Here is a 22948-nt window from a genome sequence, read left to right as displayed (position 1 = left end):
TGCCCTTTGACCCGCAAGGCGGTGAGCGTCCGGCCCGATCAGCGCCAAAACGCAATGGTGAATGCGCTGGCCTCGGATCACCTGTGGCGTCATCGTCGAAATTGAGAACCGCGAGCGTCCGGTCTGGCATGGCCGTCCACTCCCGATGGACGAAGGGAGCATGGGCGGCCTTGTAAACGTCCCCAAGTAGAATCATAGCATTCAAAGGCCACCTTTTGTAAGCCGGATCATACGCCTTTTGAGTTTTTGACGGCCCGACCCTAAGGATGCAGGCTGGCGGTCTCGCGGGGAAGTGCAACGATGGTCGTGGATCGTGAACTGTTCAGACAAGCCCTCAATGAGCTCGTCCGGTTGAAACGCAGCGCGGACAATCCGACGCGTTTCCGAGCCCAGCTCTATGGTTGCGCACTCACGGAATGGGCCGGACAGCTTGGCGTGAACCAGCTTAGGCTCGACAGGCTGGTTCACGTCAGGGAGACGGCCGCGGGCCGCTAGTCTGGATTTGAATCTCATTGAGCAGGCCTGCTCACAGATTAGATCTTACCTGCACAGAGCCGAGGCTGGAACTCTCGATGCGCTCTGGCGTGCCATCGTCGACATCTGCGGCCCGGCGCAGGTTGTAGGCGCGCCCGACCAGGTTGGCCTTGTTGGTCCCGGCATTGATTGTGCCGCAGCTCCCGCTCAGCCTTAGGACAGCGGCATGACGCTGTCGATCCCCTTCACCGCCATGGTCGGCGTCTGAGATACACGGTCGCCTGCATGCACGTCCATGTCGATAGCACCCGGAACTCGTACCACTCGCCGTCGGGTGCCAAATGCCGTCGCACGTCATAGTCGGCGGCGGCATTGCAGCCACGTGCTGCGATGGCAGACGGATCCAACTCTCCTCGCCCTAGGTGTTGAGCATGCCGTCGCACGGACCTCCGACACAGCGATAGGTCCTCTCACCGTTGAGGCGGAATTCGGATCGGGTCGATCCGGTGGCATAAGAGTTCACAGGCTTGAGCGATTGCGCCATTCATCCCGACCTCGCTGTACGGAAAATAAACCGCCCGCCTCATCGTGACATGAGGTTCCGCGCGAGCATTACCGCCGCGGCGTCGGTAGAACCTCCCCGTGTTGTTGGCATGTGGTTCCCAGCTTTGAGCATGAGCTCAGTCATGACGCTAAGGATCTGCTCGTCCGACTGGATCACACCTGCGACGTCAAAGTCCTTGCGGATCTGGCTGAAGACGTCGCAGCGCTGGGGATCAACCGTGCCTCTGGCGAGGGCGTTCGAATAGGTTTCGGCGTCCTGGCCTTTCATGCCCAACTTTTCGGCGGCCCATCTGCCGAGGAGCTTGTTGCGGAGGATTGTCTTTCCTACTTCGTCGGAGCTGGTCATTCGCAATTCTCCGATTGCCGACCGCTACATGCCATCTGGTCAGCGAGTTCTATGGCCTGAATGAGTTGCGCCGTCGGGATCGATTCAAGTCCAGATTATGGTACTCCAACGGAGTCGCCAACGACAGCTGAAACGGGGTTGTCACGTTAACCCGCATCGGCCGCATAACGGTTTCAAGAGGCAACACCGGCTCATTGCCTGTGCACCACTGCAAGCAGCCTTCCTATGAGCAACCTACCGGCTATACAATTCGGATTGGCTCGCTGCTCGGGTACGAACGGCGGGTGGAGACTTCAGTGGGGTGGGGATATTGCCAGTCGCAATGAAGCCATCCAGCTGTAAAGCTAGCGATCCGCGACAGTCTGTCTGCGTCCGACCAAATCCGAGGATAAATATTTCACGACCTGAACCACAATCGAGCTAAGTGCTTGATTTTGTGGCGCTCCCTAGGGCAGCATGAATTTTATTTAATTTCAATGACTTACTAGAGGTTAGCCAACGAGAGTTTCCCGTATGTTTCCGTATCATGTGGCTAACCTTTAGGTCTATTTGCTAAGCTACTGCCTAGTCGCAATTGCATAATTTTTGTACTACATTAATTAGCGTCATGGCTAAAGTGAAACCTAACCCTGCTGTTATCAGCAAAGATAACCCAGAATGGACCGAAGCGAATTTCGCTCGCGCGAAGCCTCTAGCCGAAGTACTGCCCGAACTCGCAGCAGTGGCCAAACGGCCTGGCCGTCCGCGGTCCGAAAACCCAAAAGTGCTGGTGTCGCTCCGTCTCGATCCCGATGTGGTTGCAGCTTACAAAGCGACTGGCCCTGGCTGGCAGGCCCGGATCAACGAAATACTGCGCAGAGGCATGCCCGAGCCTCCATCTATCGAGCGGAAGAAAACCTAATGGTGATCTGAGCTTCTAAACGTCTAGCTGCTTGATGACTCAGATGGTCCACGCTCCTCATTCACTTTAACACCCGCCCCACCTTTGCTCCCTCCATCAAGTCGAAATCTCGGTTTGAAAGGCGGGTAGAGAGAAGCTAGCCGTTCAAGACAAAGGTTTAGAAGTTTCACGATGTCAGGAACTGCATCCTGAGTGAACTCTCGTGGAGGAAGGGGAATTCTGTGAAATCTATGAAGCGGGTTAAGACACTCTCCAAAAACAGAATGCCGGACGGCCATCCAGTTCCCATGAACATACCCAGATAAGGTGTCATAGTAGCGATCGTAAACGTCCTTTACACCGGCCTCTTCTGCCATCTTCCGCAGGTTCTTATCAGACCAAGCCCCGAGTTTGATGTCTTGGAATTCGATCCACATGTCCTCATTAGCTATGCTTTCCAACAACTCTAATGTCAGAAAGCTCGGTATATCAGTGACGCTGATATTTTTCAGATACGCCAACTTTGTCTGGCCATAGCCATAGTTTCTGTACTGAAGCCATACGGTCTCATCATCCTTAGCCACTAGGAAGCTCAGCGTGATATAAACTTCAAGGCAAGTTCTAAGCAGCGACCTGCTGGCGACTGTCTGTCCAGTTGAGGCTTTGATGGCATACATCAAATGATGGATCGCATAAAATACTAGACCAAAGCATCCATCATGACGAGAATCGACTGCTGTTGTTTTAACCGTTTTGAAGAAGTGGTCCGTCAGACTATTGTGAATTTCGACTATTTGATCGAATAAGTAGCGGTAGTTTGCACGCTCGATATCCTCGTCTCTGTGAAACGGCATGCATAGCGTGTTCTTCCAACACTCGTCCCAGAAAGCCTCAGACCAAGGTGGAGGCGCTTCCTTGTTGAACTCTGGATTCCTAGTGGTCATTTCAATTGAACGAATGCTTGGACGCACTGATCTCATATCCCCTCGATTGGGGTACTCGATGATCTCCTGAACCCTCTCCTCGAACTTCTCTGCAAAAAAGAGCTTCTCCTGAGCGAGTAGGGTCATCACACGCAGCCAGCGACAGTCAGTCGCTTCCTGGGATTGATGATCGAAACAATGGGCAATCGCCGCAGCTAAGCGCTCACCGTGTTCTGTCCAGGGTGCAGTTTCAGTTCCGATTACACGTTGCCAATGATGGCGATCAGGGAGGGTTTCAAAAACCAGCAAAGCGGACAGGATTTCACGGGTTTCATCATCTTGGCACAAAGGCTGAAACAGCAGATCAAATAGATCTGGTGTAAGCTGGGCAAGCTGGGAATGTACGAGCATTGTCGTACCAAATGCCTGATGATTTTTCTTATAGATCGTAAGCACTACGCGGAAAGTAGCCAAAGCTTTATCGCGAGGAAGCAACCCAGCGATCAATACAGACCAAAGCGCATCAGCGAGTACTTCATTCACCCAAGATGAAAAGCTCATCATGCCAATCTTTTTGAAGGGTGACTCAATGACGTTCTTATTCCGTTGAAGCTTATCTAGTGGTGTCGCTTGGATGCCCGACTTAGCTGGCTTCTTCTTCGATCTCCCCACCATGTCCCCCATCAGAATCCACAAGACATCTTTCTTATAGGAATGTTATTAAAGCGCATTCAGACGATCCTACAAGGCGATATAGGATGTGCAGGCTTACATCAGCCGATTTGGATTAGCGCAGTCTCTGGGATTTCTTTAGCTTATCAGATAGGTGCTGCACTGCAGTAGATTCAGAATTGAGCAGCGTTATCCTGGCACGTGAGAGTGAGTCTTTGGCTGCAAGCTGCAACAAAGGTGATTTAGAGTAATAAGCCCTGCGGAGGTTCGATAGATCTGCAAGCCTGCCAAATTGAGAGCTGCCGCTCAATCTACTTGGCAACATACCTTGCTAAGTCTTTGATAAATAAAGACTTTGGCGCTCCCTAGGGGACTCGAACCCCTGTTTTCGCCGTGAGAGGGCGACGTCCTAGACCGCTAGACGAAGGGAGCTAGCAAGGTGGAGGCCGCTCGTATAACCACCCTTATGATTTGCATCAAGCCCTTTTGCTGGAAAAAGCGAAGGACGACCGAAAATGAGGATGCGGTGAACGACGCGACACAGCATGAATGGACGGTGGAGGATGGTCTTGCGCCCGAGCGGCTCGATCGCGTGCTGGCGCGGCTCCAGGGAGACCTGTCGCGCAGCCGCCTGCAGGCGTTGATCCGCGATGGCCGGGTGACCGTCGACGGCGCGCCGGTGCTGGACTCCAACCGCAAGGTGGGCGGCGGCGCCCGCATCGGGTTGAGCGTGCCGCCGGCGGTGCCGGCGGAACCCGCCGGCGAGGTGATGGCGCTCAGCATCGTCTATGAGGATGACGACGTGATCGTCATCGACAAGCCCCCAGGCCTCGTGGTGCATCCTGCCGCTGGGCACGATTCAGGCACGCTCGTGAATGCGCTCATCGCCCATTGTGGCGAGAGCCTGTCGGGCATCGGCGGGGTCAAGCGGCCGGGGATCGTGCACCGGCTCGACAAGGATACGTCGGGCCTGCTGGTGGTGGCCAAGAACGATGTCGCCCATCAGGCCCTCTCGGCGCAGTTCGCCGACCATGGCCGCACGGGCCCGCTGGAGCGAGCCTATCTCGCCATCGTCTGGGGGGCGCCGGAGCGGCGGCGCGGGACCGTGGAGGCGGCGCTTGCCCGCTCCACCCACAACCGCGAGAAGATCGTGGTGGTGGGCGAGGAGCGCGGCCGCTATGCCATCACCCATTACGAACTCCTCGAGAGCCTGCCTGCGGCTCAGCCCCTCGCAAGCCTCGTCCGATGCGAGCTGGAGACCGGACGCACTCACCAGATCCGGGTCCACATGGCCCATCTCGGGCATCCGCTCTTGGGCGATGCAACCTACGGCTCCGGCTTCAAGACGAAGGCGAACCGCCTCTCGGAGCGGTCGCGGGAGGCGCTCACGGCTCTTGGCCGGCAGGCCCTGCACGCGACCATCCTCGGTTTCGAACACCCGCGAAGCGGTGAGTTCATGCGGTTTGAGAGCTCTCTCCCGGCCGATCTGGCGACCCTGCTCGAGGCTCTGCGGGCGGAAATTTAGCGTCAATGGGTCGCAAAATCCGGCCACGCTGGCACCCTTGCGATTCTGATGCGTTCACCACGTCTTGAAGCCTGACGCCTCTATTCGGACGAGATTGAACCGATTATATGAAGAGGTTGGGCGGCCAGCCATGGGAGGGGGTCGCCACAGGCTTGCCTCGCGGTGAGGGAGCCAAAGGAGGAGACACGATGGCTACAGCGCTTCCGGTGCTTGCCAATGAAGGAGGCCTTTCGCGCTATCTCGACGAGATCCGTCGCTTCCCCATGCTCGAACCGCATGAGGAATACATGCTCGCCAAGCGTTGGCGTGAGCATGGAGATCGCGAAGCCGCCCACAAGCTCGTTACATCCCACCTGCGCCTGGTCGCCAAGATCGCCATGGGCTACCGTGGCTATGGTCTGCCGATCGGCGAGGTGGTGTCGGAAGGCAATGTCGGCCTGATGCAGGCCGTCAAGCGCTTCGAGCCCGACAAGGGCTTCCGCCTCGCCACTTATGCCATGTGGTGGATCAAGGCGGCGATTCAAGAATATATCCTGCGATCCTGGTCCCTCGTGAAGATGGGCACCACTGCGAACCAGAAGAAGCTGTTCTTCAACCTGCGCAAGGCGAAGGGCCGCATCTCCGCCTTCGAGGAAGGCGACCTGCACCCTGACAACGTCAAGCGGATCGCCACACAGCTCGGCGTGACCGAGCAGGACGTGGTGGACATGAACCGCCGGCTCGGTGGTGACTCGTCCCTCAACGCTCCTTTGCGGGATGAGGGCGAAGGCGGCGGCGAATGGCAGGACTGGCTCGTCGACCAGGGCCAGACTCAGGAGCAGGTGCTCGTCGAGGAAGAGGAAGGTCAGAACCGGCTCAAGGCCCTGCGCAACGCGCTCTCCGTCCTCAACCCGCGCGAGCGCCGCATCTTCGAGGCGCGGCGCCTCTCGGATGATCCGATCACCCTGGAGGAACTCTCCACGGAGTTCGGCGTCTCCCGCGAACGAGTGCGCCAGATCGAGGTGCGCGCCTTCGAGAAAATCCAGGATGCGGTCAAGAAGAACCTGACCCAGATCGAGACCTCGGAGGCCGAGGCCTAAGCCTTCATAGGCATGCCCAACAAAAAAAGAGCCGCGCTTCCTGCGCGGCTTTTTGCTTTTTAGGAATTGCCTCGCCTACTGCCATTGGCTGAAGGCGTCGTTGATCACCTGTTCGCCGGAGCCGCCCTTCTCGAAGCTCAAGATAGCCCTCTGGCCCGACGCCATCCGCACCGGCAGGTCGATCCAGTTGCGGCGCACGAACAGCTGGGTGTTGCGCGCCACATCGGCCTGCAGGTTGGAAAGGCCGATCAGGAACAGGTTCTCGCGCACGGGCACCGGCAGGCCGGCGACCGGGGTGCCCCGTGCGGCCTCCTCGCTCTTGAACTGCAGCAGGCCCACGTCACGGATCACGCGGTTCGTATCGCTGGCGCGGGTCGTGAAGGTCAGCTCGACCGTGTGGGAGGCCGGAAGCGTGGAGTCGAGATTGCGCCGCAGCACCATCTTCATGGTGAGCCCCGCATCCGGGATGTCCACATTGGCGATCACGGCCCGCTCCAGGGGCTGGCCCTGGCCCGGATTGACGTCTTCGAGGCGCCACGTCACGCGCCCGACCTGGGCCTTGGGGGCTTGAGGATTGGCGGGATCTTCCTCGTAGAAGACCGCACGCTGCACGACGCCTGTTTCCTGGCGCGGTGCGGGGTTAGGGGTGGCGGCCGGGGGTGAGGCCTGCCCTCCGCCGACGCGTTCGTTGATTTTGGAATCGGCCGGCGGCGTTGCCGGCGCCTCCGCGACAGGGCTCTCGGGGGCGAGGTTCTCGGGCCTGTCGCGCCACAGGAACGCGAAGGCCGCAATGGCCGCGATCACGAGTGCCAGGACAGAGCCGAACACGATGGTGCGCGCCCGTCCCTTGTTCTGCATGGCCGGGTGAGGGCGGCTGTCGATCTTGGGCCGGGCCACGGCGGGCTCGGCATAAGACTCGTCGATGCCGTCATCCTGAGCCGCCTGAGGAGCAGGCGCCCGCAATCCATGAACTGAGGTGGCGCCCCGCGAGCCCTCAGATTCCGGCTGAGCTGGTTGCTCCTCTGTCAACATGGTCGAGAAGGCATCGGCATCGAACCCAGCCAGCGGCGCATAATCCGCCTCGACCCGGTTGATGGCGTCATCCAGGGAGCGGCTTTCCTTCTGGATCTCGGCCTCGGACAGGGGCGGGTTGAGCGAGCGGAGCTGCGCGATCAGCGCCGTACGGGCACGCTCGTAGACAGCGTGCCGCTTATCGGCGTTCTGCTCGGGCAGGCCTTCGACGGCTCGGGCGATGAGAGGGTAATAATCTGCCATTTCTCTTCGCAAATGGACCCGCTAAGGCCTCGCCGTCAACCCTCAAAGGGGTTCTTCATGAGGATTGTGTCGTCACGCTCCGGCGAGGTGGAGAGCACCGCGACGGGCGCGCCGATCAACTCCTCGACCCGGCGGACATACTTGATGGCCTGCGCCGGCAGGTCCGCCCAGGAGCGGGCACCCGCGGTCGAGCCGCTCCAGCCCTCGAACTCCTCATAGATCGGCTCGACGCGCGCTTGCGCGCCCTGACTCGCCGGGAAGTAGTCGATGGTCTGGCCATCGAGTTTGTAGCCGACGCCGATCTTGATCGTCTCGAAGCCGTCGAGGATGTCGAGCTTGGTGAGCGCGATGCCGTCGATGCCCGAGGTGCTAACAGTCTGGCGCACCAGGGTGGCGTCGAACCAGCCGCAGCGGCGCTTGCGCCCCGTGACCACGCCGAACTCCTTGCCCTTCTGGCCGATCAGCTCCCCGGTCTCGTCGAAGAGCTCGGTCGGGAACGGCCCCTCGCCCACGCGGGTGGTATACGCCTTGGCGATGCCGAGCACGTATCCGACGGCGCCGGGGCCGAGGCCCGAGCCGGTCGCCGCCTGGCCGGCCACCGTGTTGGATGAGGTGACGAAGGGATAGGTGCCGTGATCGACATCCAGCAGCGCGCCTTGCGCGCCTTCGAACAGGATGCGCTTGCCGGCCCGGCGCTCGTCGTCGAGCAGGCGCCATACGGCATCCATGTAGGGCAGCACCTTGGGAGCTACGGAGGCCAGCTCCTCGTAGATCGCCTCAGGCTTGAACTCGTCGAGGCCAAAGCCCCGGCGCAGGGCATTGTGATGGGTCAGCAGCCGGTCGATCTTCTCCGGCAGGGTGTTCAGGTCAGCCAGATCCATGAGGCGGATGGCACGGCGGCCCGCCTTGTCCTCGTAGGCCGGACCGATGCCGCGCTTGGTGGTGCCGATCTTGGTGCCGGCGCTGCCGCTTTCCCGCAGAGCATCGAGCTCGCGGTGGATGGAGAGAATCAGCGTGGCATTCTCGGCGACGCGCAGGTTCTCGCGGCTGATCGAGACGCCCTGCTCGGCCAGACGCTCCACCTCGCCGGCCAAGGCATGCGGGTCGAGCACGACGCCGTTGCCGATGACCGACAGCTTGTTGGGGCGCACGACGCCGGAGGGCAGGAGCGAGAGCTTGTAGACCTTGTCGCCGATCACAAGTGTATGGCCGGCATTGTGGCCGCCCTGGAACCGCACGACCACATCCGCCTGTTCGGACAGCCAGTCGACGATCTTGCCCTTGCCCTCGTCGCCCCACTGGGCGCCCACGACAACCACGTTCGCCATCGCTCAAACCCTCACATGAAAAAGCCCCGGCGCAAGGCCAGGGCTGGGTTAAAAACCTTGCAAACCCTCATGGTGGATCATGCGCCTCAGGTCAAGGCGGAATGAGCCCTGCATCCCCGCATCATAAACACCGGAAAGGCGGGAATGTGGTTCTCCACTGTCATGTCAAAGAGCCAGCACCTTGGGGCCCGCAGCGTGAGCTGCGAGCCTAAAGTTAAGATCGAGGGTGGCGCGACTGGCAGCCCGGCTCGATGATGGATGGTGAGAAGGAAGAGCCGGAGTGCCTCTTCGCGCACGGCTTCTTTAGGCGTTCAGGCGAGACCAGCCCGGTGACCGTTCCAGGCGTTGCCCGTCTGCTCGACGGGGGCCTGGAACCGATTCCGACCACCGGCCCACAGCCTGGGCCTCCTGTCGCACAGGTTTGCGAAACCTCTGCACAGGACCGTGTCTGCCCCCACACTGCGACGCCTCGCGAGCGCGCCCCTCGACAGGAGCAGATCTACACAACGATATAACCCAGGTTAGGAGAATTGTCAAGAACAAAATAGGAACATTCTTTGAATTACGAAACAGAGTTCCGAAGTTCGAACCGGAGCTGTATGAGTCGGGGAAAGGACGCTTCAATGAACCGGCTTATCTCTGCACCCGTTCTCGTTCTGCTCGCAGCCGGCCTTTCAGGCTGTGTAACTGCGGGAAACCCCCGCGCCGACCTCATTCCGATCTTCATTGATCAGTTCATGAAGTGTTACGCCGTTCCTCAACAAGCCCTAAGCAGCGAGGCGCCGGTGGTTGAGATAAGGTTGAACCTGGATGGTTCACTCGCACAGGAACCTAGGGTGGTCCGTGGAGATCCTGCTTCCGTAAATGCTCAGGCAGCCTTGAAGGCCGTGAAACGCTGTGCGCCTTTCCACATTCCTGCGAGCATCACCCACCGCTATGCGCAGTGGAAGGTGATGCAGGTGACTTTCGACCCTTGATGAGTCCCTGAGGCCGCGCCCGATGCCGGTATCGACGCGCCTTCGCGATCCTTTCCAAAGGCGGAAAGTCAGCCTCATGCCCGCCCGCGCGCGCTCTTCTCCGTCCGCACCCGGTGCTCGATGAAGTTGCGGATTTCGCGGGTGCGGCGGGCAGGCTCGAGAACCTCCGCATCGATGCCGTGGCGCCAGGCGAGATCGAACCGCGCCGGATCCTTGTCGAGCGTTGCGAGATCCTCCGCATAGGCCAGGGCCTCCTCGGGCGTGCGGCAGAAGCCCTCCCGCACGAGGATGTCGGTGCGGCGGCTCAAGATGGCGGCGAGTTCGCCGAGCGAGAACTCCGGGTGATATTGCACGCCCCAGAACGTGCCGCCGTCGCGACGGATCTCGGCGGCCTGCACGGGCGACAATGCGTTGCTCGCAAGAACCGTGCAGTCCTCCGGCACGGCCGCGACCATGTCGAGATGGATGGCGGGCGCGTCATAGGCGGCCGGGCGGCCGTCGAGCAGCGGATGCGCCCTGCCCGCTTCCGTCCGCGTGAGCCTACGGGCGATGCCGACTTCGCGCCCGAGGGGGTTCTGACGCACGTCCCCGTCGGCCGCGACCGCTGCCACCTGTAGCCCCCAGCAGGAGCCGAAGGACGGCGTGCGGGAGGCGAACGTCGCCCGCATCAAGTCGATCTGGCGCAGGATTTCGGGGGTGCGATCGTAGATGTTGAGGTGCGAGCCGGTGAGCACGATGCCGTCATAGGATTCGAGCCCCGCCGCATCGGGCAGGTTCGCGCCCTCATCGGTCGGGAAGGCGATGTCGCAGACCGCATCCTGGGCGATCCCCTGGATCACCTCCGCGTAGGACTCGGAGAGCGTGAGTCCATAGGCGTCCCTGTGGGCCTGCCTTGCGCCCCGCGTATTGCCCTCAACCACCAGAAACCGTAAGGCCATGTGTGTCACCCGCCTGTCGTCATGCCGGTTTAGCCGAACGGCGCATGGCAGCAAGTGCAATAAGGTCTGGCCTCCGATGAAAATCCTGCACGCGCTTTGGAAGGGAACATGGGGGCAGGCCTATGTGCTCCTGACCCTGACCACGCTGATGTGGGGCGGCAATGCCATTGCCGGGCGGCTCGCCGTGGGCGAGGTGTCGCCCATGATGCTCACCTGCCTGCGCTGGGTCATCGTGGTGGTCGTGCTGCTGCCGCTCGTCGGCCGGCAGGTGATTGCGGCATGGCCGCAGATCAGGGAGCGCTGGGTCTTCACGATCCTCATGGGAGCCTTCGGGTTCACCGGCTTCAACGCGCTGTTCTACGCAGCCGCGCATTACACGACCGCCGTCAATCTCACGATTTTTCAGGGTTCGATCCCGGTTCTCGTGCTGCTTGGCACCGTGCTGTTCTTCGGTGCGCGCGTCATCCCGCTGCAGATCATCGGCATGATCGTCACGATCCTCGGAGTCATCCTGGTCTCAGTGAAGGCCGATTTCGAGATTCTCCGGACCCTCGCGCTCAACATCGGCGATGTGTGGACACTGATCGCCTGCGTGTTCTATGCGGGCTACACACTCGGCCTGCGCCACCGCCCGGCCATTGCGGGCCTGACCTTCTTCGCAGCCCTGGCGGCCGTGGCCTTCACGACATCGCTGCCCCTCCTCTGGATCGAAGCCGCACAGGGCAACCTGCAATTTCCAACCCCCAAAGGATGGCTGATCCTGCTCTATGTGGGCCTCCTGCCCTCGCTGCTGTCGCAGGTCTTCTTCATGCGCGGCGTGGAGCTCATCGGCCCGGCCAGGGCGGGCCTCTTCGTCAATCTCGTGCCGGTCTTCGGCGCCCTGCTTGCGGTGGTGCTGCTGGGCGAGCCTTTCGCGCTCTACCATGCCGGAGGCCTCGTGCTGGTGCTCGGCGGCATCTGGCTCTCAGAGCGGCGGCGGTAGAGACCCGCCACTGTCGTTCCCGGAAGGACGCGTCAGCGGAGGGGAAGGGAATCCACTCATACGCTCGTTGCTATGGATCCCCTTCCCGCACTTCGTGCGCCGGGGATGACACCCTCCTCGTCATGGCCGGGCCTGTCCCGGCCATCTCGATTCTCTGAGATTCTGCGCTTCATGTAATCGGGATCACCGGCACAAGGCCGGTGATGACGTGGCAAGTGCGGTGATCCGCGGCGCTAATCCGCAAACACCACCGTCTTGCGCCCATTGAGCAGGATGCGGTCTTCAAGGTGGTAGCGCACGGCGCGGGCCAGCACGCGGCGTTCGATGTCGCGGCCCTTGCGCACGAGATCGTCGGCCGTGTCGCGGTGCGTGATCGACTCCACGTCCTGGGCGATGATCGGGCCTTCGTCGAGGTCCGAGGTCACATAATGCGCGGTGGCGCCGATCAGCTTCACGCCGCGGGCATGGGCCTGATGGTAGGGCTTGGCACCCTTGAAGCTGGGCAGGAACGAATGGTGGATGTTGATGCAGCGCCCGGCGAGCTTCGCGCTCAACCCGTCGGAGAGAACCTGCATGTAGCGTGCGAGCACCACGAGATCGGCCTTCGACTCGCGGATGATTTCCCAGACCTTCGCCTCCTGCTCCAGCTTCGTATCCTTCGTGACCGGCAGGTAGTGGAACGGGATGTTGCCGAGGCCCACATGGGTGTAGGTCTCGACCGGATGATTGGCGATGATTCCGGCGGGCTCGAAATCGAGCTCATCGATGCGCCAGCGGTAGAGAAGATCCGCCAGGCAATGGTCGAACTTCGACACCAGCAGCACGACCCGGCGCTTCACGGCCGGATCACGCAGAGTCCACGTCATGGAGAAGCGCTGGCTGAGCGGCACGAAGCCGCTCTTGAGCGCATCGAGATCGGCCTCACCCGACACGGGATCGAACACGACACGCATGAAGAAACGATCCGTCTGCGTGTCGTCATATTGCTGGGCATCGAGAATGTTGAGGCCGGCATCCGACAGATGCCCCGCCACCGCGGCCACGATGCCTGGACGGTTCGGACAGGCGAGCGTCAGGACGAAGCGTTGCGACGGGGATGCTGTCATCACGGTGGCCCTTCTAGAACCGCACGGCGCGGGCGCGCTTGACCTGCGGGATGTCCTCGATCCGGCGCAGCAACTCGTCGGAGACGGGCTGGTCCACGGACACGAAGCAGATGGCATCGCCGCCGGGCTTATCGCGGCCGAGCGCGAAGGTCGCCACGTTCACGCCTGACTCGCCGAGCAGCGTGCCGAAGCGGCCGATGAAGCCGGGCTTGTCGTCGTTGCGCACATAGATCATGTGCGGGGCGAACTCGGCATCGACCGCGATGTCGCGGATGTCGACGACGCGTGGCTTGCCGTCCTGGAACACGGTTCCGCCCGCGTGGCGCGCCATATCCTCCGCGTCGACGATGATGCGGATGAAGCTTTCGTAGTCGCGCGCCGCGTTCTCGCGCTTGACCTCTTCCACCATGATGCCGCGATCGCGCGCGACGAGCGGCGCCGACACCATGTTGATGTCCTGCAGGAACGGGCGCAGCACGCCGGTCACCGCAGCCGAGGTGAGCGCGCGGGTGTTCATCTCGGCGACATCGCCCTCGTACTCGATGCGGATGCCCTTGATCGGGGCTTCCGTAAGCTGGCCGAGGAACGAGCCGAGCTTTTCGGCCAATGCCACGAAGGGCTTCAGGCGCGGCGCTTCCTCGGCGGTGATCGACGGGAAGTTCACGGCGTTCTGGATCGCACCCTGCAGCAGGTAATCCGACATCTGCTCGGCCACCTGCAAAGCGACGTTCTCCTGCGCTTCCGTGGTGGCGGCGCCCAGATGCGGCGTGCAGACCACGTTGGGATGGCCGAAGAGCGGATTGGAGGTTGCCGGCTCCTCCACGAATACGTCGAAGGCCGCACCCGCCACGTGGCCGGAATCGAGCGCTGCGCGAAGGGCGACTTCATCCACGAGGCCGCCACGGGCGCAGTTGATGATACGCACGCCCTTCTTGGTCTTGGCGATGTTTTCGGCCGATAGCACGTTCTTCGTCTTCTCGGTCATCGGCACGTGAAGCGTGATGATGTCGGCGCGGCGCAGAAGGTCGTCGAGCTCCACCTTCTCGACGCCGAGCTCAACGGCACGCTCCGGCGACAGGAATGGGTCGTAGGCGATCACCTTCATGCGCAGACCGATGGCGCGGTCGGCCACGATGGAGCCGATATTGCCGCAGCCGATCACGCCGAGCACCTTGCCCGTGAGCTCGACGCCCATGAAGCGATTCTTCTCCCACTTGCCGGCCTGGGTCGACGCATCAGCCTGCGGGATCTGGCGCGCGAGCGCGAACATCATCGCGATGGCGTGCTCGGCCGTGGTGATGGAGTTGCCGAAGGGCGTGTTCATGACGATCACGCCGCGTGCCGTGGCGGCGGGGATCTCGACATTGTCGACGCCAATGCCGGCGCGACCTATCACCTTCAGATTCGTGGCCTGTTCGAGGATCTTGGCCGTGACCTTGGTGGCAGAGCGGATGGCCAGACCGTCATACTGGCCGATGATGGCGGCGAGTTTCTCTTTGTCCTTGCCGAGATCCGGCTGGAAATCGACTTCGATGCCGCGATCCTTGAAGATCTGCACGGCGGCGGGAGAAAGAGCGTCGGAAATGAGTACGCGTGGAGCGGGCATGGTGCACCTGTTGTTTGCCGCCCCCTTTACCCTCCCCTTGAGGGGGAGTGTCGGCTCGAAGAGCCGGGGTGGGGTGAACGGCGCTGTCGGTTTGATTGTCTGTGCGTTGCGTCCGAGGGCGACGATGGCAGGCAGTGTTTCCACCCCGCCCCGCCGCCCTTACGGGCGCCGACCCTCCCCCTCAAGGGGAGGATGAAGAGCGTTACGCCGCTTTCGCGAGCTTCGCCTTTTCCTGCACGAAGGCCCAGTCGAGCCAGGGCGTGAGGGCTTCGAGATCGGATTGCTCCACCGTCGCGCCGCACCAGATGCGCAGGCCAGGAGGGGCATCGCGATAGGCGCCGATGTCGAGGGCCACGCCCTCCTTCTCAAGCGAAGAGACGATCCCCTTGGCGACCTGCGTCACGGCCTCGGGCCCCTTCGCGACTACGTCGGGATCCGCGATCACAAGGCACACGCTGGTGTTGGACGCAGTGGCCGGATCCTTGGCGAGGTTGGCGATCCAGGGCGTGCGAGCAACCCAATCGGTGATGACCTTCGCATTGGCGTCGGCCTTGGCGACGAGCGCGTTCAACCCGCCGATGGACTTCGCCCATTCGAGCGCGTCGATGTAATCCTCGACCGCGAGCATCGACGGCGTGTTGATGGTCTCGCCCTCGAAGATGCCCTCGATGAGCTTGCCGCCCTTGGTCATGCGGAAGATTTTCGGCAGCGGCCATGCGGGCTTGTAGGTCTCGAGCCGCTCGACCGCACGCGGCGAAAGAATGAGCATGCCGTGGGCCGCCTCGCCGCCGAGCACTTTCTGCCAGGAGAAGGTGACCACATCGAGCTTGGCGAAATCGAGCTTCTGGGCGAAGGCCGCCGAGGTGGCGTCGCAGATGGTCAGGCCTTCGCGGTCGGCCGCGATCCAGTCGGCGTTCGGGACGCGCACGCCGGAGGTGGTGCCGTTCCAGGTGAAGACCACGTCGCGGTTTTTTGTGTCGACCTGCGCGAGATCGGGCAGTTCGCCGTAGGGCGCGGTGATCACGCGGGCATCGCTAAGCTTGAGCTGCTTGACCACATCCGTGACCCAGCCTTCGCCGAAGCTTTCCCAGGCCAGCATGTCGACCGGACGGGCGCCGAGCATCGACCACAGCACCATTTCCACCGCGCCGGTATCGGAGGCGGGCACAATGCCGATGCGGTAATCGGCCGGCACGTCCAGCACCTCGCGGGTGAGGTCGATGGCGAGCTTCAGGCGCGCCTTGCCGAGCTTGGCGCGATGCGAGCGGCCGAGGCTGTCGGTCTTCAGGTTTTGGAGAGACCATCCGGGGCGCTTCGCGCAGGGGCCGGACGAAAAGAAAGGCGCGCGCGGACGCGCGGCGGGCAGACTTGTCATGATATCCATCCTCTCAGATGGGCGCCTCTCGGTGGGGAGAGGTGTCCCGCCGACCGGTATGACGGACGCGAAAGCCATGGTCAAGGCGAATGCCGCCCCGATCTGTCGTTGCGGCAATCGTGCAGATTACGAAATCGTAATACAAAACATCGTGTTCAGAAGGATCCGATCCAGGTAATTGGCCTATATTGTGCTAGGACGAAGTCCGATCTTCCGAACGATAAAGACTGAGTGCAAGGAGTGAGCATGCGTGTGTCCGGTCAACTCGCTGTCATAGCCATGCTGGGGGCGGCAGGCTTTGGCGGCTGGTACGCCTACAAGGGCGGCCACTTGGCCAATCTGCCCGTGATCGGCGCGTATGTGGGCCAACCGTCCGGCCAGCAGGCCGGCGCTCCAAGAGGTCCCGGCGGCCGCGGTGGTCCCGCCGGCCCGGCAACGGTCGAGGTCGACACGGTCAAGACCGGACGCATCGTAGACATCCGTGAGGCGGTGGGCACCGTGCGTGCCTATGAATCGATCACAGTGACCGCCAAGGTGGCAGGCATCATCGGCGAGATCGGCTTCGACGAGGGCCAGAAGGTCAAGGCCGGTGATACGCTGGTCCAGTTCGATGCCGCCGAGCGTCGCGCTGCCATCGAGCAGGCCGCCGCCGAGGCCAGCCGTGCCACGGCGCTCCGGAACGAGATCGCCATCAAGCTCGAGCGCGCCCAGGCCCTGAACCGGACCGGTGCCGGAACCGGCGCCCAGGTCGACGACCTGACGGCACAGATGAAGTCGCTCGAAGGCTCGATCGCCTCCGCGCAGGCGCAGCGCAAGGCCGCCGAGGCGCGGCTCGAGGAACTGACGATCCGCGCCCCCTTCCCCGGCCGCGTCGGCACCCGCTCCGTCTCGCTCGGCGCCTATGTGGCGCCCGGCACCCGGATCACATCCCTGGACGATCTATCGAAGGTCCGCCTCGACTTCGCCGTGCCGGAGAACCTCCTGGGCCGCCTCAAGCCGGGCCAGACGGTCAATGCCGTCTCCGCAGCCTATCGTGGCCGGACCTTCAAGGGCACGGTCGCGACCATCGATCCCCGCGTCGATCAGACGACCCGTACGGCGCGCCTGACGGCCGAGTTCGAAAACCAGGATGAGGCCTTGAAGCCCGGCATGTTCCTGTCCGTGTCTCTCGAAGTGTCCACGAAGGATGACGCTGTCGTTGTGCCGGAACAAGCGGTCGTCAGCGAAGGCCTGCGCCACATCGTCTATCCGGTGAAGGACAGCAAGGTGGAGCGTCGCGTCATCACCATCGGCCAGCGCCAGGGCGGCAAGGTGGAGGTGGTGGACGGGCTCAAGGCCGGCGAGACCATCGTCGTTTTAGGGGTCCAGCGCGTGCGGCCCGGCGCCGAAGTCATCGCGCGCCCGTTGGGTTCCGGCGCCCCCGCCGCGCCCGTTCCCGCCGCCAACCGCGAGCAGCCCTCCCGCTCCTCGCTGAACGTGCCGCAGGCCATCGGCAGCGCGCAGGCCGCCGAGCGGAAGTGAAGCCTTCTCCCTCCCCCTTGTAGGGAGGGATCAAGGGTGGGGGTGCCGGCGCTGGACTGGACCAGGGTAGCGCTCACCCCCACCTCCAACTCCTCCCCACAAGGGGGAGGAGCGTTGTGTCGAGTTTCGTTGCGAGTCTCTCGCCTAGTCCGGATCGCATAAAGCCATGCAGGTTTCAGACCTCTTCATCCGCCGCCCCGTCTTCGCTGTCGTGGTCAGCCTGCTGCTGATCGTGGGTGGCCTGGCCTCGCTCATGAACCTGCCGGTTCGCGAATATCCGCAGGTCGACCGCCCGGTCGTGTCGGTGTCCACCGTCTATCGTGGGGCCTCGAACGAGGTGATCGAGAGCCGGGTGACGGAGATCATCGAGGGCGCGGTTGCGGGCATCGAAGGCATCCGCCAGATCACGTCGCAGAGCCAGAACGACCGCTCCTCGGTGTCCATCGAGTTCGAGGTGTCCCGCGAGCCGGAAGCCGCCACGTCGGACGTGCGCGATGCCGTGTCCCGCGTGACCGGGCGCCTGCCGGAAGGCGCCGATACGCCGGTGGTACGTAAGGTCGATGCGAATGCCTCGGCCATCATGTGGGTGGGCGTCACGTCCACCTCGCTCGATGCCCTTGAACTCAGCGATTTCCTCAAGCGCGTCTATGTCGATCGCCTGTCGACCGTTCCGGGCGTTGCCAACGTGTACTTGAGCGGCGAGCGGCGCTTCGCCATGCGGGTCTGGGTCGACCGTCCGGCGCTGGCCGCCCGCGGCCTGACGGTGCAGGATCTCGAGACCGCGATCAAGCGCCAGAACGTGGAATTGCCCGGCGGCCGGATCGAGTCCAACCAGCGTGAGTTCACCGTCAAGACGGATTCCCGTCTCGCGACCCCTGAGGAATTCTCCCAGGTCATCGTTACCAACAAGAACGGCTATCTGGTCCGGCTCGGCGAGGTCGCTCAGGTCGAGGTCGGCGCGGAAGACACGCGCTTCGAATTCTACCAGTCGGGCGAGACCGCCATCGGCCTCGGGGTCGTGCGCCAGTCGACGGCCAACACGCTCTCCGTCGTCGAGGGCGTGCGCAAGGAACTGGAGGAGCTCAAGTCGTCGCTTCCGCCCGGCACCGTGGCCGAGGTGGCCTATGACGAAAGCCAGTTCATCCGCGCGTCCATCGACGGCGTGCTGAAAACGCTGCTGGAAGGCGTGGCGCTGGTCATCCTCGTCATCCTGGTCTTCCTGCGCGACTGGCGCTCGACCATCGTGGCCATGGTGGCGATCCCGGTCTCGATCACCGCAGCCTTCATGGTGATGGCCTTCTTCGGCGCGTCCATCAACGTGCTGACGCTGCTTGCCATCGTGCTTGCCATCGGCATCGTGGTGGATGACGCCATCGTGGAGATCGAGAACGTGCACCGGCGCATCGAGGAAGGGCAGCCGCCGCTGCTCGCTTCCTTCGACGGCGCGCGCGAGATCGGCTTCGCGGTGATCGCCACGACCGCCACCCTGATGGCGGTGTTCGTGCCGCTGGCCTTCATGACCGGCAACACCGGCAAGCTCTTCCGCGAATTCGGCATCACGCTCGCGGCCGCCATCTTCTTCTCGGGCGTCGTGGCGCGCACGCTTACACCGATGATGTGCTCCAAGCTGATGGTGCCGGCTCATGGCCGCATCCAGCGCATGACCGAGCCGGTCTTCGAGAAGATGAACAGCGGCTATCGCTGGCTGCTCTCCCGCGCGTTGAAGATTCCGGTCGTCATTCTCTTCGTCGGATTCCTGGTGTCGCTCTCGGCCTACGGTCTGTTCCAGTCCCTGCCGAAGGAATTCGCCCCGCAGGAGGATCGCGGCGCCATCATCGTCAGGCTCCAGGCACCGGAAGGCGCAAGCCTCGACTACACCCGCGACCGGGTGAAGGAGGTCGAGAAGGCCATCCTGCCCCTGCAGGAGCAGGGCGTTATCGCGTCCATGCTGAGCCAGGTCGCGCCGGGCTTCGCCCGCCCCTCCCCGGTCAATGAAGGCATCGTGATCGTGCGTCTCGTGCCCTGGGAGGAGCGGACCCAGAGCCAGCAGGATATCGTGCGCCAACTGACCCCGAAGGTGTCGAACTTCCCCGGCGCGCGCGTGTCAGTGGTCAACCCGCCGGCCTTCGGCGGCGCCGGCGGCTTCGGGCAGCCGATCCAGTTCGTGCTCGGCGGCCCCGACTACGAGACCATTCGCGGCTGGCGCGACATCGTCATGCAGAAGGCCCAGGAGACGGGCAAGTTCATCAACATGGACTCGAACTACCGCGAGTCGCAGCCGGACATCCGCGTGCAGATCGACCGCCAGCGTGCCGCCGATCTCGGCGTCTCGGTGGAAGATATCGGTCGCACGCTCCAGCTGATGTTCGGCGAGACCGAGGTCTCGACCTTCGTCAGCCGTGGCGACGAGTATCCGGTGATCATGCGGGCCCGCGCCCAGGATCGCGCGACGCCGAGCGACCTCACCAACACCTTCATCCGTGCCGCCAACAGCGAGTTGGTGCCTCTGTCGTCCTTCGTCACCCTGACGGAATCGGCCGCTCCCCAGGCGCTGAACCGGTTCGACCGCCTGCGCTCGATCACGATCCAGTCCTCGCTGACGCCGGGCGTTTCCATCGGCGAAGGCCTGGAGATTCTCCAGCAGATCGTGCGCGACAACCTGCCGGCGGAAGTGCGCATCGGCTATACGGGCCAGTCCAAGGACTTCCTGGACTCCACCGGAGCGATCTACCTGACCTTCGCCATGGCGCTGCTCGTGGTGTTCCTGGTGCTGGCGGCGCAGTTCGAGAGCTGGATCAACCCGTTCATCATCATGCTCACTGTGCCGCTCGCGGTCACGGGCGGTCTGCTGGCGCTGTTCGTCACAGGACAGACGCTCAACATCTACAGCCAGATCGGCATGATCCTGCTCATCGGCCTCATGACGAAGAACGGCATTCTGATCGTCGAGTTCTCGAACCAGCTGCGCGAACGCGGATACTCGGTCAGGGATGCGGTTCTCGAAGCATCGGTGATGCGCCTGCGGCCGATCCTGATGACCTCCATCGCCATGATCGGCGGCGCCATTCCGCTCGCCTGGTCCACGGGCGCCGGCGCCGAAGCGCGCAACGCCATCGGCACGGTGATCGTCGGCGGCGTGACGGTCTCCACCATGCTCACCATGCTGGTGGTGCCGTCGATCTATCTCCTCATCGGCGGCTTCACCAAGCCTTCGACCTATGTGGGCGACATGATCGATCGTCTGCGCGCGCAGACCGGACTGCGAGCCCATGGCGAGGATCTGCCGTCACGGACGAAGGAAGTTCCTCCGGCTCATCCGGCGGAGTAATCGGCTCAAACAAGAACCCCGGCATTGATGCCGGGGTTCTTGTTTGAGGTCAGCGACCTTATAACGAGCCTGCTTCAGCTTTGTGCTTCTCGAAGTGATCGACAGCAATCATGATACGGGAGCGATCTGTTGGAACGACATCGGTCGGAAGATTGCGCACATCGACGAAGTCACCCAGATCATCCGCATCATCAACCTCAACCCAGTGGATAAGCGATATCTCTCGACCTCGGACGATCAGATCATAGACCTTATCGACAAAGACTGGCGCCTGTTTAGCAGATACTCCGGGGATCTCTGCCTGCACAAGTCTCTCATATACAGCCGCTAGATCTTCATCGTTGGCGCGAATGATGGTCCCAGGAACATTGAGCATTGAAGGATAGTAAAGGTCGTTAGAGCTACGACGAGGCAGAAGTGCAAGCGTTCGGCCGCGCCGCTGAACCAAGGGAACGACGACAAACGTCGTCGTCACCATGACACGAGCGATTGCGTGGAACACCTCACGAGGCAAAAGACCGGGCGTCAATCGATTCAAGAGACGGCAAAGCTCCTGATGCTCGCCGTCACCTTCAACATTTATCACGCCAAGTCCTATTTTCGGCTCAGGCTGGATATCAAGCAGCAACCTTCGAAGCCGCCTGAGTCACGGCGGCCACCACATCGTCCACCACGCGGTTGACGAGATCCTCGTTGTCGCCCTCGCCCATGACGCGGATGACCGGCTCGGTGCCGGAGGGGCGGATCACGAGGCGGCCTGCTTGGCCGAGCGTCTCGCGGCCAGCTTCGATGGCTTTGATCACGGATGCTTCCTGAAGGGGCTTGCCGGCCTTGTAGCGCACGTTCTTGAGCACCTGCGGCAGTGGCTCGAAGCAATGGCAGACCTCCGAGACCGGCTTGCCGAGGCTCTTGACCACGGCAAGAAGCTGGAGGGCCGCCACGAGGCCGTCGCCCGTGGTGGTGTAGTCGGACATGATGATGTGCCCGGACTGCTCGCCACCCAGGTTGAAGCCGTTGGCCCGCATATGCTCGAGCACATAGCGGTCGCCCACTGCGGTACGCACGAGGCCGAGGCCCATGCCACCCAGGAAGCGCTCCAGGCCGAGATTCGACATGATCGTGGCGACGATGCCCGGCTGCGACAGGCGGCCGTCATCCTTCCACGAGCGAGCGACCACGGCCATGAGCTGGTCCCCGTCGACCTTGTGGCCCTTCTCGTCGACGATGAGGACACGGTCCGCATCGCCGTCGAGGGCGATGCCCACATCGGCGCGCAGTTCCCTGACCTTCTGGATCAGAGAATCGGGGGCGGTCGAGCCGACATCGTGGTTGATGTTGAAGCCGTTCGGCTCCACGCCGATCGACATCACCTCGGCGCCCAGCTCCCACAGGGCTTCCGGCGCCACCTTGTAGCCGGCACCATTGGCGCAGTCGATCACGACCCGCATGCCTTCGAGATCAACCTGCCGAGGCAGGGTGCGCTTGGCAAACTCGATGTAGCGGGCCTGGACGCTCTCGATGCGCTTGGCACGACCGAGCGCGGCGGAGCCGGACAGGCGGCGGGTGAGATCGGAATCGATCAGGGCTTCGATCTCGCGCTCCATGTCGTCGTTGAGCTTGAACCCGTCCGGGCCGAACAGCTTGATGCCGTTGTCCTCGTAGGGGTTGTGCGAGGCCGATATCATGACGCCGAGATCACAGCGCATGGAACGGGTCAGCATGGCGACCGCCGGGGTGGGGATCGGCCCGAGCAGGAGCACGTCCATGCCCACCGAGGTGAAGCCTGCCTGTAGGGCCGACTCGATCATGTAGCCGGACAGCCGCGTATCCTTGCCGATCACGACCCGGTGGCGGTAATCGCCGCGCTGCTGAAACATGAGGCCTGCGGCCTGCCCGACCCTGAGGGCGAGGTCCGGCGTGATGATGCCGTTGGCGCGGCCCCGAATGCCGTCGGTCCCGAAGTATTTCCGCACGTGCTTTGTCTCCGCATTCCTTTGCGCCGATCCGCGCTTTTGCTTTTTCAAAGCAACCTCCCCCACGTCGGTCAAG

Annotated in this window: 17 protein-coding genes and 1 tRNA gene; 7 read left to right on the top strand and 11 right to left on the bottom strand. The window is 62.5% G+C overall.

What is annotated here, in order from left to right:
• Window positions 1–1057: 1057 nt before the first annotated feature.
• Complete coding sequence (locus tag I2H36_RS18970; RefSeq protein ID WP_196265465.1) at window positions 1058–1384, bottom strand: ATPase inhibitor subunit zeta; 327 nt, start codon at window positions 1382–1384, stop codon at window positions 1058–1060.
• Between the two features lie 607 nt (window positions 1385–1991).
• Here I2H36_RS18970 and I2H36_RS18965 point away from each other — a divergent pair.
• Entirely contained in the window at window positions 1992–2285 is a 294-nt protein-coding gene (locus tag I2H36_RS18965; RefSeq protein WP_196265464.1) for a BrnA antitoxin family protein, read from the top strand.
• 23 nt (window positions 2286–2308) lie between these two features.
• On the opposite strand, the gene I2H36_RS18960 is transcribed toward I2H36_RS18965, so the two are convergent.
• Complete coding sequence (locus I2H36_RS18960) at window positions 2309–3871, bottom strand: DUF5677 domain-containing protein (protein ID WP_210331148.1); 1563 nt, start codon at window positions 3869–3871, stop codon at window positions 2309–2311.
• A gap of 344 nt (window positions 3872–4215) precedes the next feature.
• Window positions 4216–4291, bottom strand: a tRNA-Glu gene (locus I2H36_RS18955).
• A 94-nt stretch (window positions 4292–4385) separates the two neighbouring features.
• Here I2H36_RS18955 and I2H36_RS18950 point away from each other — a divergent pair.
• On the top strand, window positions 4386–5384 hold the full coding sequence (locus I2H36_RS18950) for an RluA family pseudouridine synthase (RefSeq protein WP_343234480.1): 999 nt from the start codon (window positions 4386–4388) through the stop codon (window positions 5382–5384).
• Between the two features lie 188 nt (window positions 5385–5572).
• Complete coding sequence (gene rpoH, locus I2H36_RS18945) at window positions 5573–6463, top strand: RNA polymerase sigma factor RpoH (protein WP_196265461.1); 891 nt, start codon at window positions 5573–5575, stop codon at window positions 6461–6463.
• A 75-nt stretch (window positions 6464–6538) separates the two neighbouring features.
• On the opposite strand, the gene I2H36_RS18940 is transcribed toward rpoH, so the two are convergent.
• Complete coding sequence (locus I2H36_RS18940; protein WP_196265460.1) at window positions 6539–7738, bottom strand: histidine kinase; 1200 nt, start codon at window positions 7736–7738, stop codon at window positions 6539–6541.
• Between the two features lie 35 nt (window positions 7739–7773).
• On the bottom strand, window positions 7774–9066 hold the full coding sequence (locus I2H36_RS18935; RefSeq protein ID WP_196265459.1) for an adenylosuccinate synthase: 1293 nt from the start codon (window positions 9064–9066) through the stop codon (window positions 7774–7776).
• A 623-nt stretch (window positions 9067–9689) separates the two neighbouring features.
• Here I2H36_RS18935 and I2H36_RS18930 point away from each other — a divergent pair.
• The gene (locus I2H36_RS18930) at window positions 9690–10043 is read left to right on the top strand and encodes a cell envelope integrity protein TolA (protein WP_196265458.1); all 354 of its coding nucleotides are present in this window, start codon (window positions 9690–9692) and stop codon (window positions 10041–10043) included.
• Between the two features lie 74 nt (window positions 10044–10117).
• Here I2H36_RS18930 and I2H36_RS18925 read toward each other — a convergent pair whose 3' ends face one another.
• The gene (locus tag I2H36_RS18925; protein ID WP_196265457.1) at window positions 10118–10981 is read right to left on the bottom strand and encodes a type 1 glutamine amidotransferase; all 864 of its coding nucleotides are present in this window, start codon (window positions 10979–10981) and stop codon (window positions 10118–10120) included.
• Window positions 10982–11057: 76 nt separating this feature from the next.
• Here I2H36_RS18925 and I2H36_RS18920 point away from each other — a divergent pair, with 76 nt between their 5' ends.
• Window positions 11058–11963 (top strand): DMT family transporter, encoded by a 906-nt coding sequence (locus tag I2H36_RS18920; RefSeq protein WP_196265456.1) that lies wholly within the window; start codon window positions 11058–11060, stop codon window positions 11961–11963.
• Window positions 11964–12196: 233 nt separating this feature from the next.
• On the opposite strand, the gene purU is transcribed toward I2H36_RS18920, so the two are convergent.
• The 3 genes from purU to I2H36_RS18905 all read right to left on the bottom strand — a co-directional run bounded on the left by purU (window position 12197) and on the right by I2H36_RS18905 (window position 16050).
• A complete protein-coding gene (purU, locus tag I2H36_RS18915; protein ID WP_196265470.1) occupies window positions 12197–13069 on the bottom strand; it encodes a formyltetrahydrofolate deformylase in 873 nt (290 codons plus the stop codon).
• 13 nt (window positions 13070–13082) lie between these two features.
• On the bottom strand, window positions 13083–14675 hold the full coding sequence (serA, locus tag I2H36_RS18910) for a phosphoglycerate dehydrogenase (protein WP_196265455.1): 1593 nt from the start codon (window positions 14673–14675) through the stop codon (window positions 13083–13085).
• Window positions 14676–14877: 202 nt separating this feature from the next.
• Complete coding sequence (locus tag I2H36_RS18905) at window positions 14878–16050, bottom strand: phosphoserine transaminase (protein WP_196265454.1); 1173 nt, start codon at window positions 16048–16050, stop codon at window positions 14878–14880.
• A 246-nt stretch (window positions 16051–16296) separates the two neighbouring features.
• Here I2H36_RS18905 and I2H36_RS18900 point away from each other — a divergent pair, with 246 nt between their 5' ends.
• A complete protein-coding gene (locus tag I2H36_RS18900) occupies window positions 16297–17571 on the top strand; it encodes an efflux RND transporter periplasmic adaptor subunit (protein ID WP_196265453.1) in 1275 nt (424 codons plus the stop codon).
• A 166-nt stretch (window positions 17572–17737) separates the two neighbouring features.
• Window positions 17738–20899, top strand: a complete 3162-nt coding sequence (locus tag I2H36_RS18895; RefSeq protein ID WP_196265452.1) for an efflux RND transporter permease subunit — start codon at window positions 17738–17740, stop codon at window positions 20897–20899.
• A 58-nt stretch (window positions 20900–20957) separates the two neighbouring features.
• Here the strand turns inward: I2H36_RS18895 and I2H36_RS18890 are convergent, their stop codons facing one another.
• Complete coding sequence (locus I2H36_RS18890) at window positions 20958–21527, bottom strand: hypothetical protein (protein ID WP_196265451.1); 570 nt, start codon at window positions 21525–21527, stop codon at window positions 20958–20960.
• Window positions 21517–22872, bottom strand: a complete 1356-nt coding sequence (glmM, locus tag I2H36_RS18885; protein WP_196265450.1) for a phosphoglucosamine mutase — start codon at window positions 22870–22872, stop codon at window positions 21517–21519. The genes I2H36_RS18890 and glmM overlap by 11 nt, the downstream gene beginning before the upstream one ends.
• Between the last annotated feature and the right edge of the window lie 76 nt (window positions 22873–22948).

Origin of the sequence: Microvirga terrestris (genome assembly GCF_015694425.1) — a bacterium.
Classification (GTDB): domain Bacteria; phylum Pseudomonadota; class Alphaproteobacteria; order Rhizobiales; family Beijerinckiaceae; genus Microvirga; species Microvirga terrestris.
The sequence above is the reverse complement of the archived record's forward strand: the minus strand, read 5'-3'. Positions and strand labels throughout refer to the sequence as shown.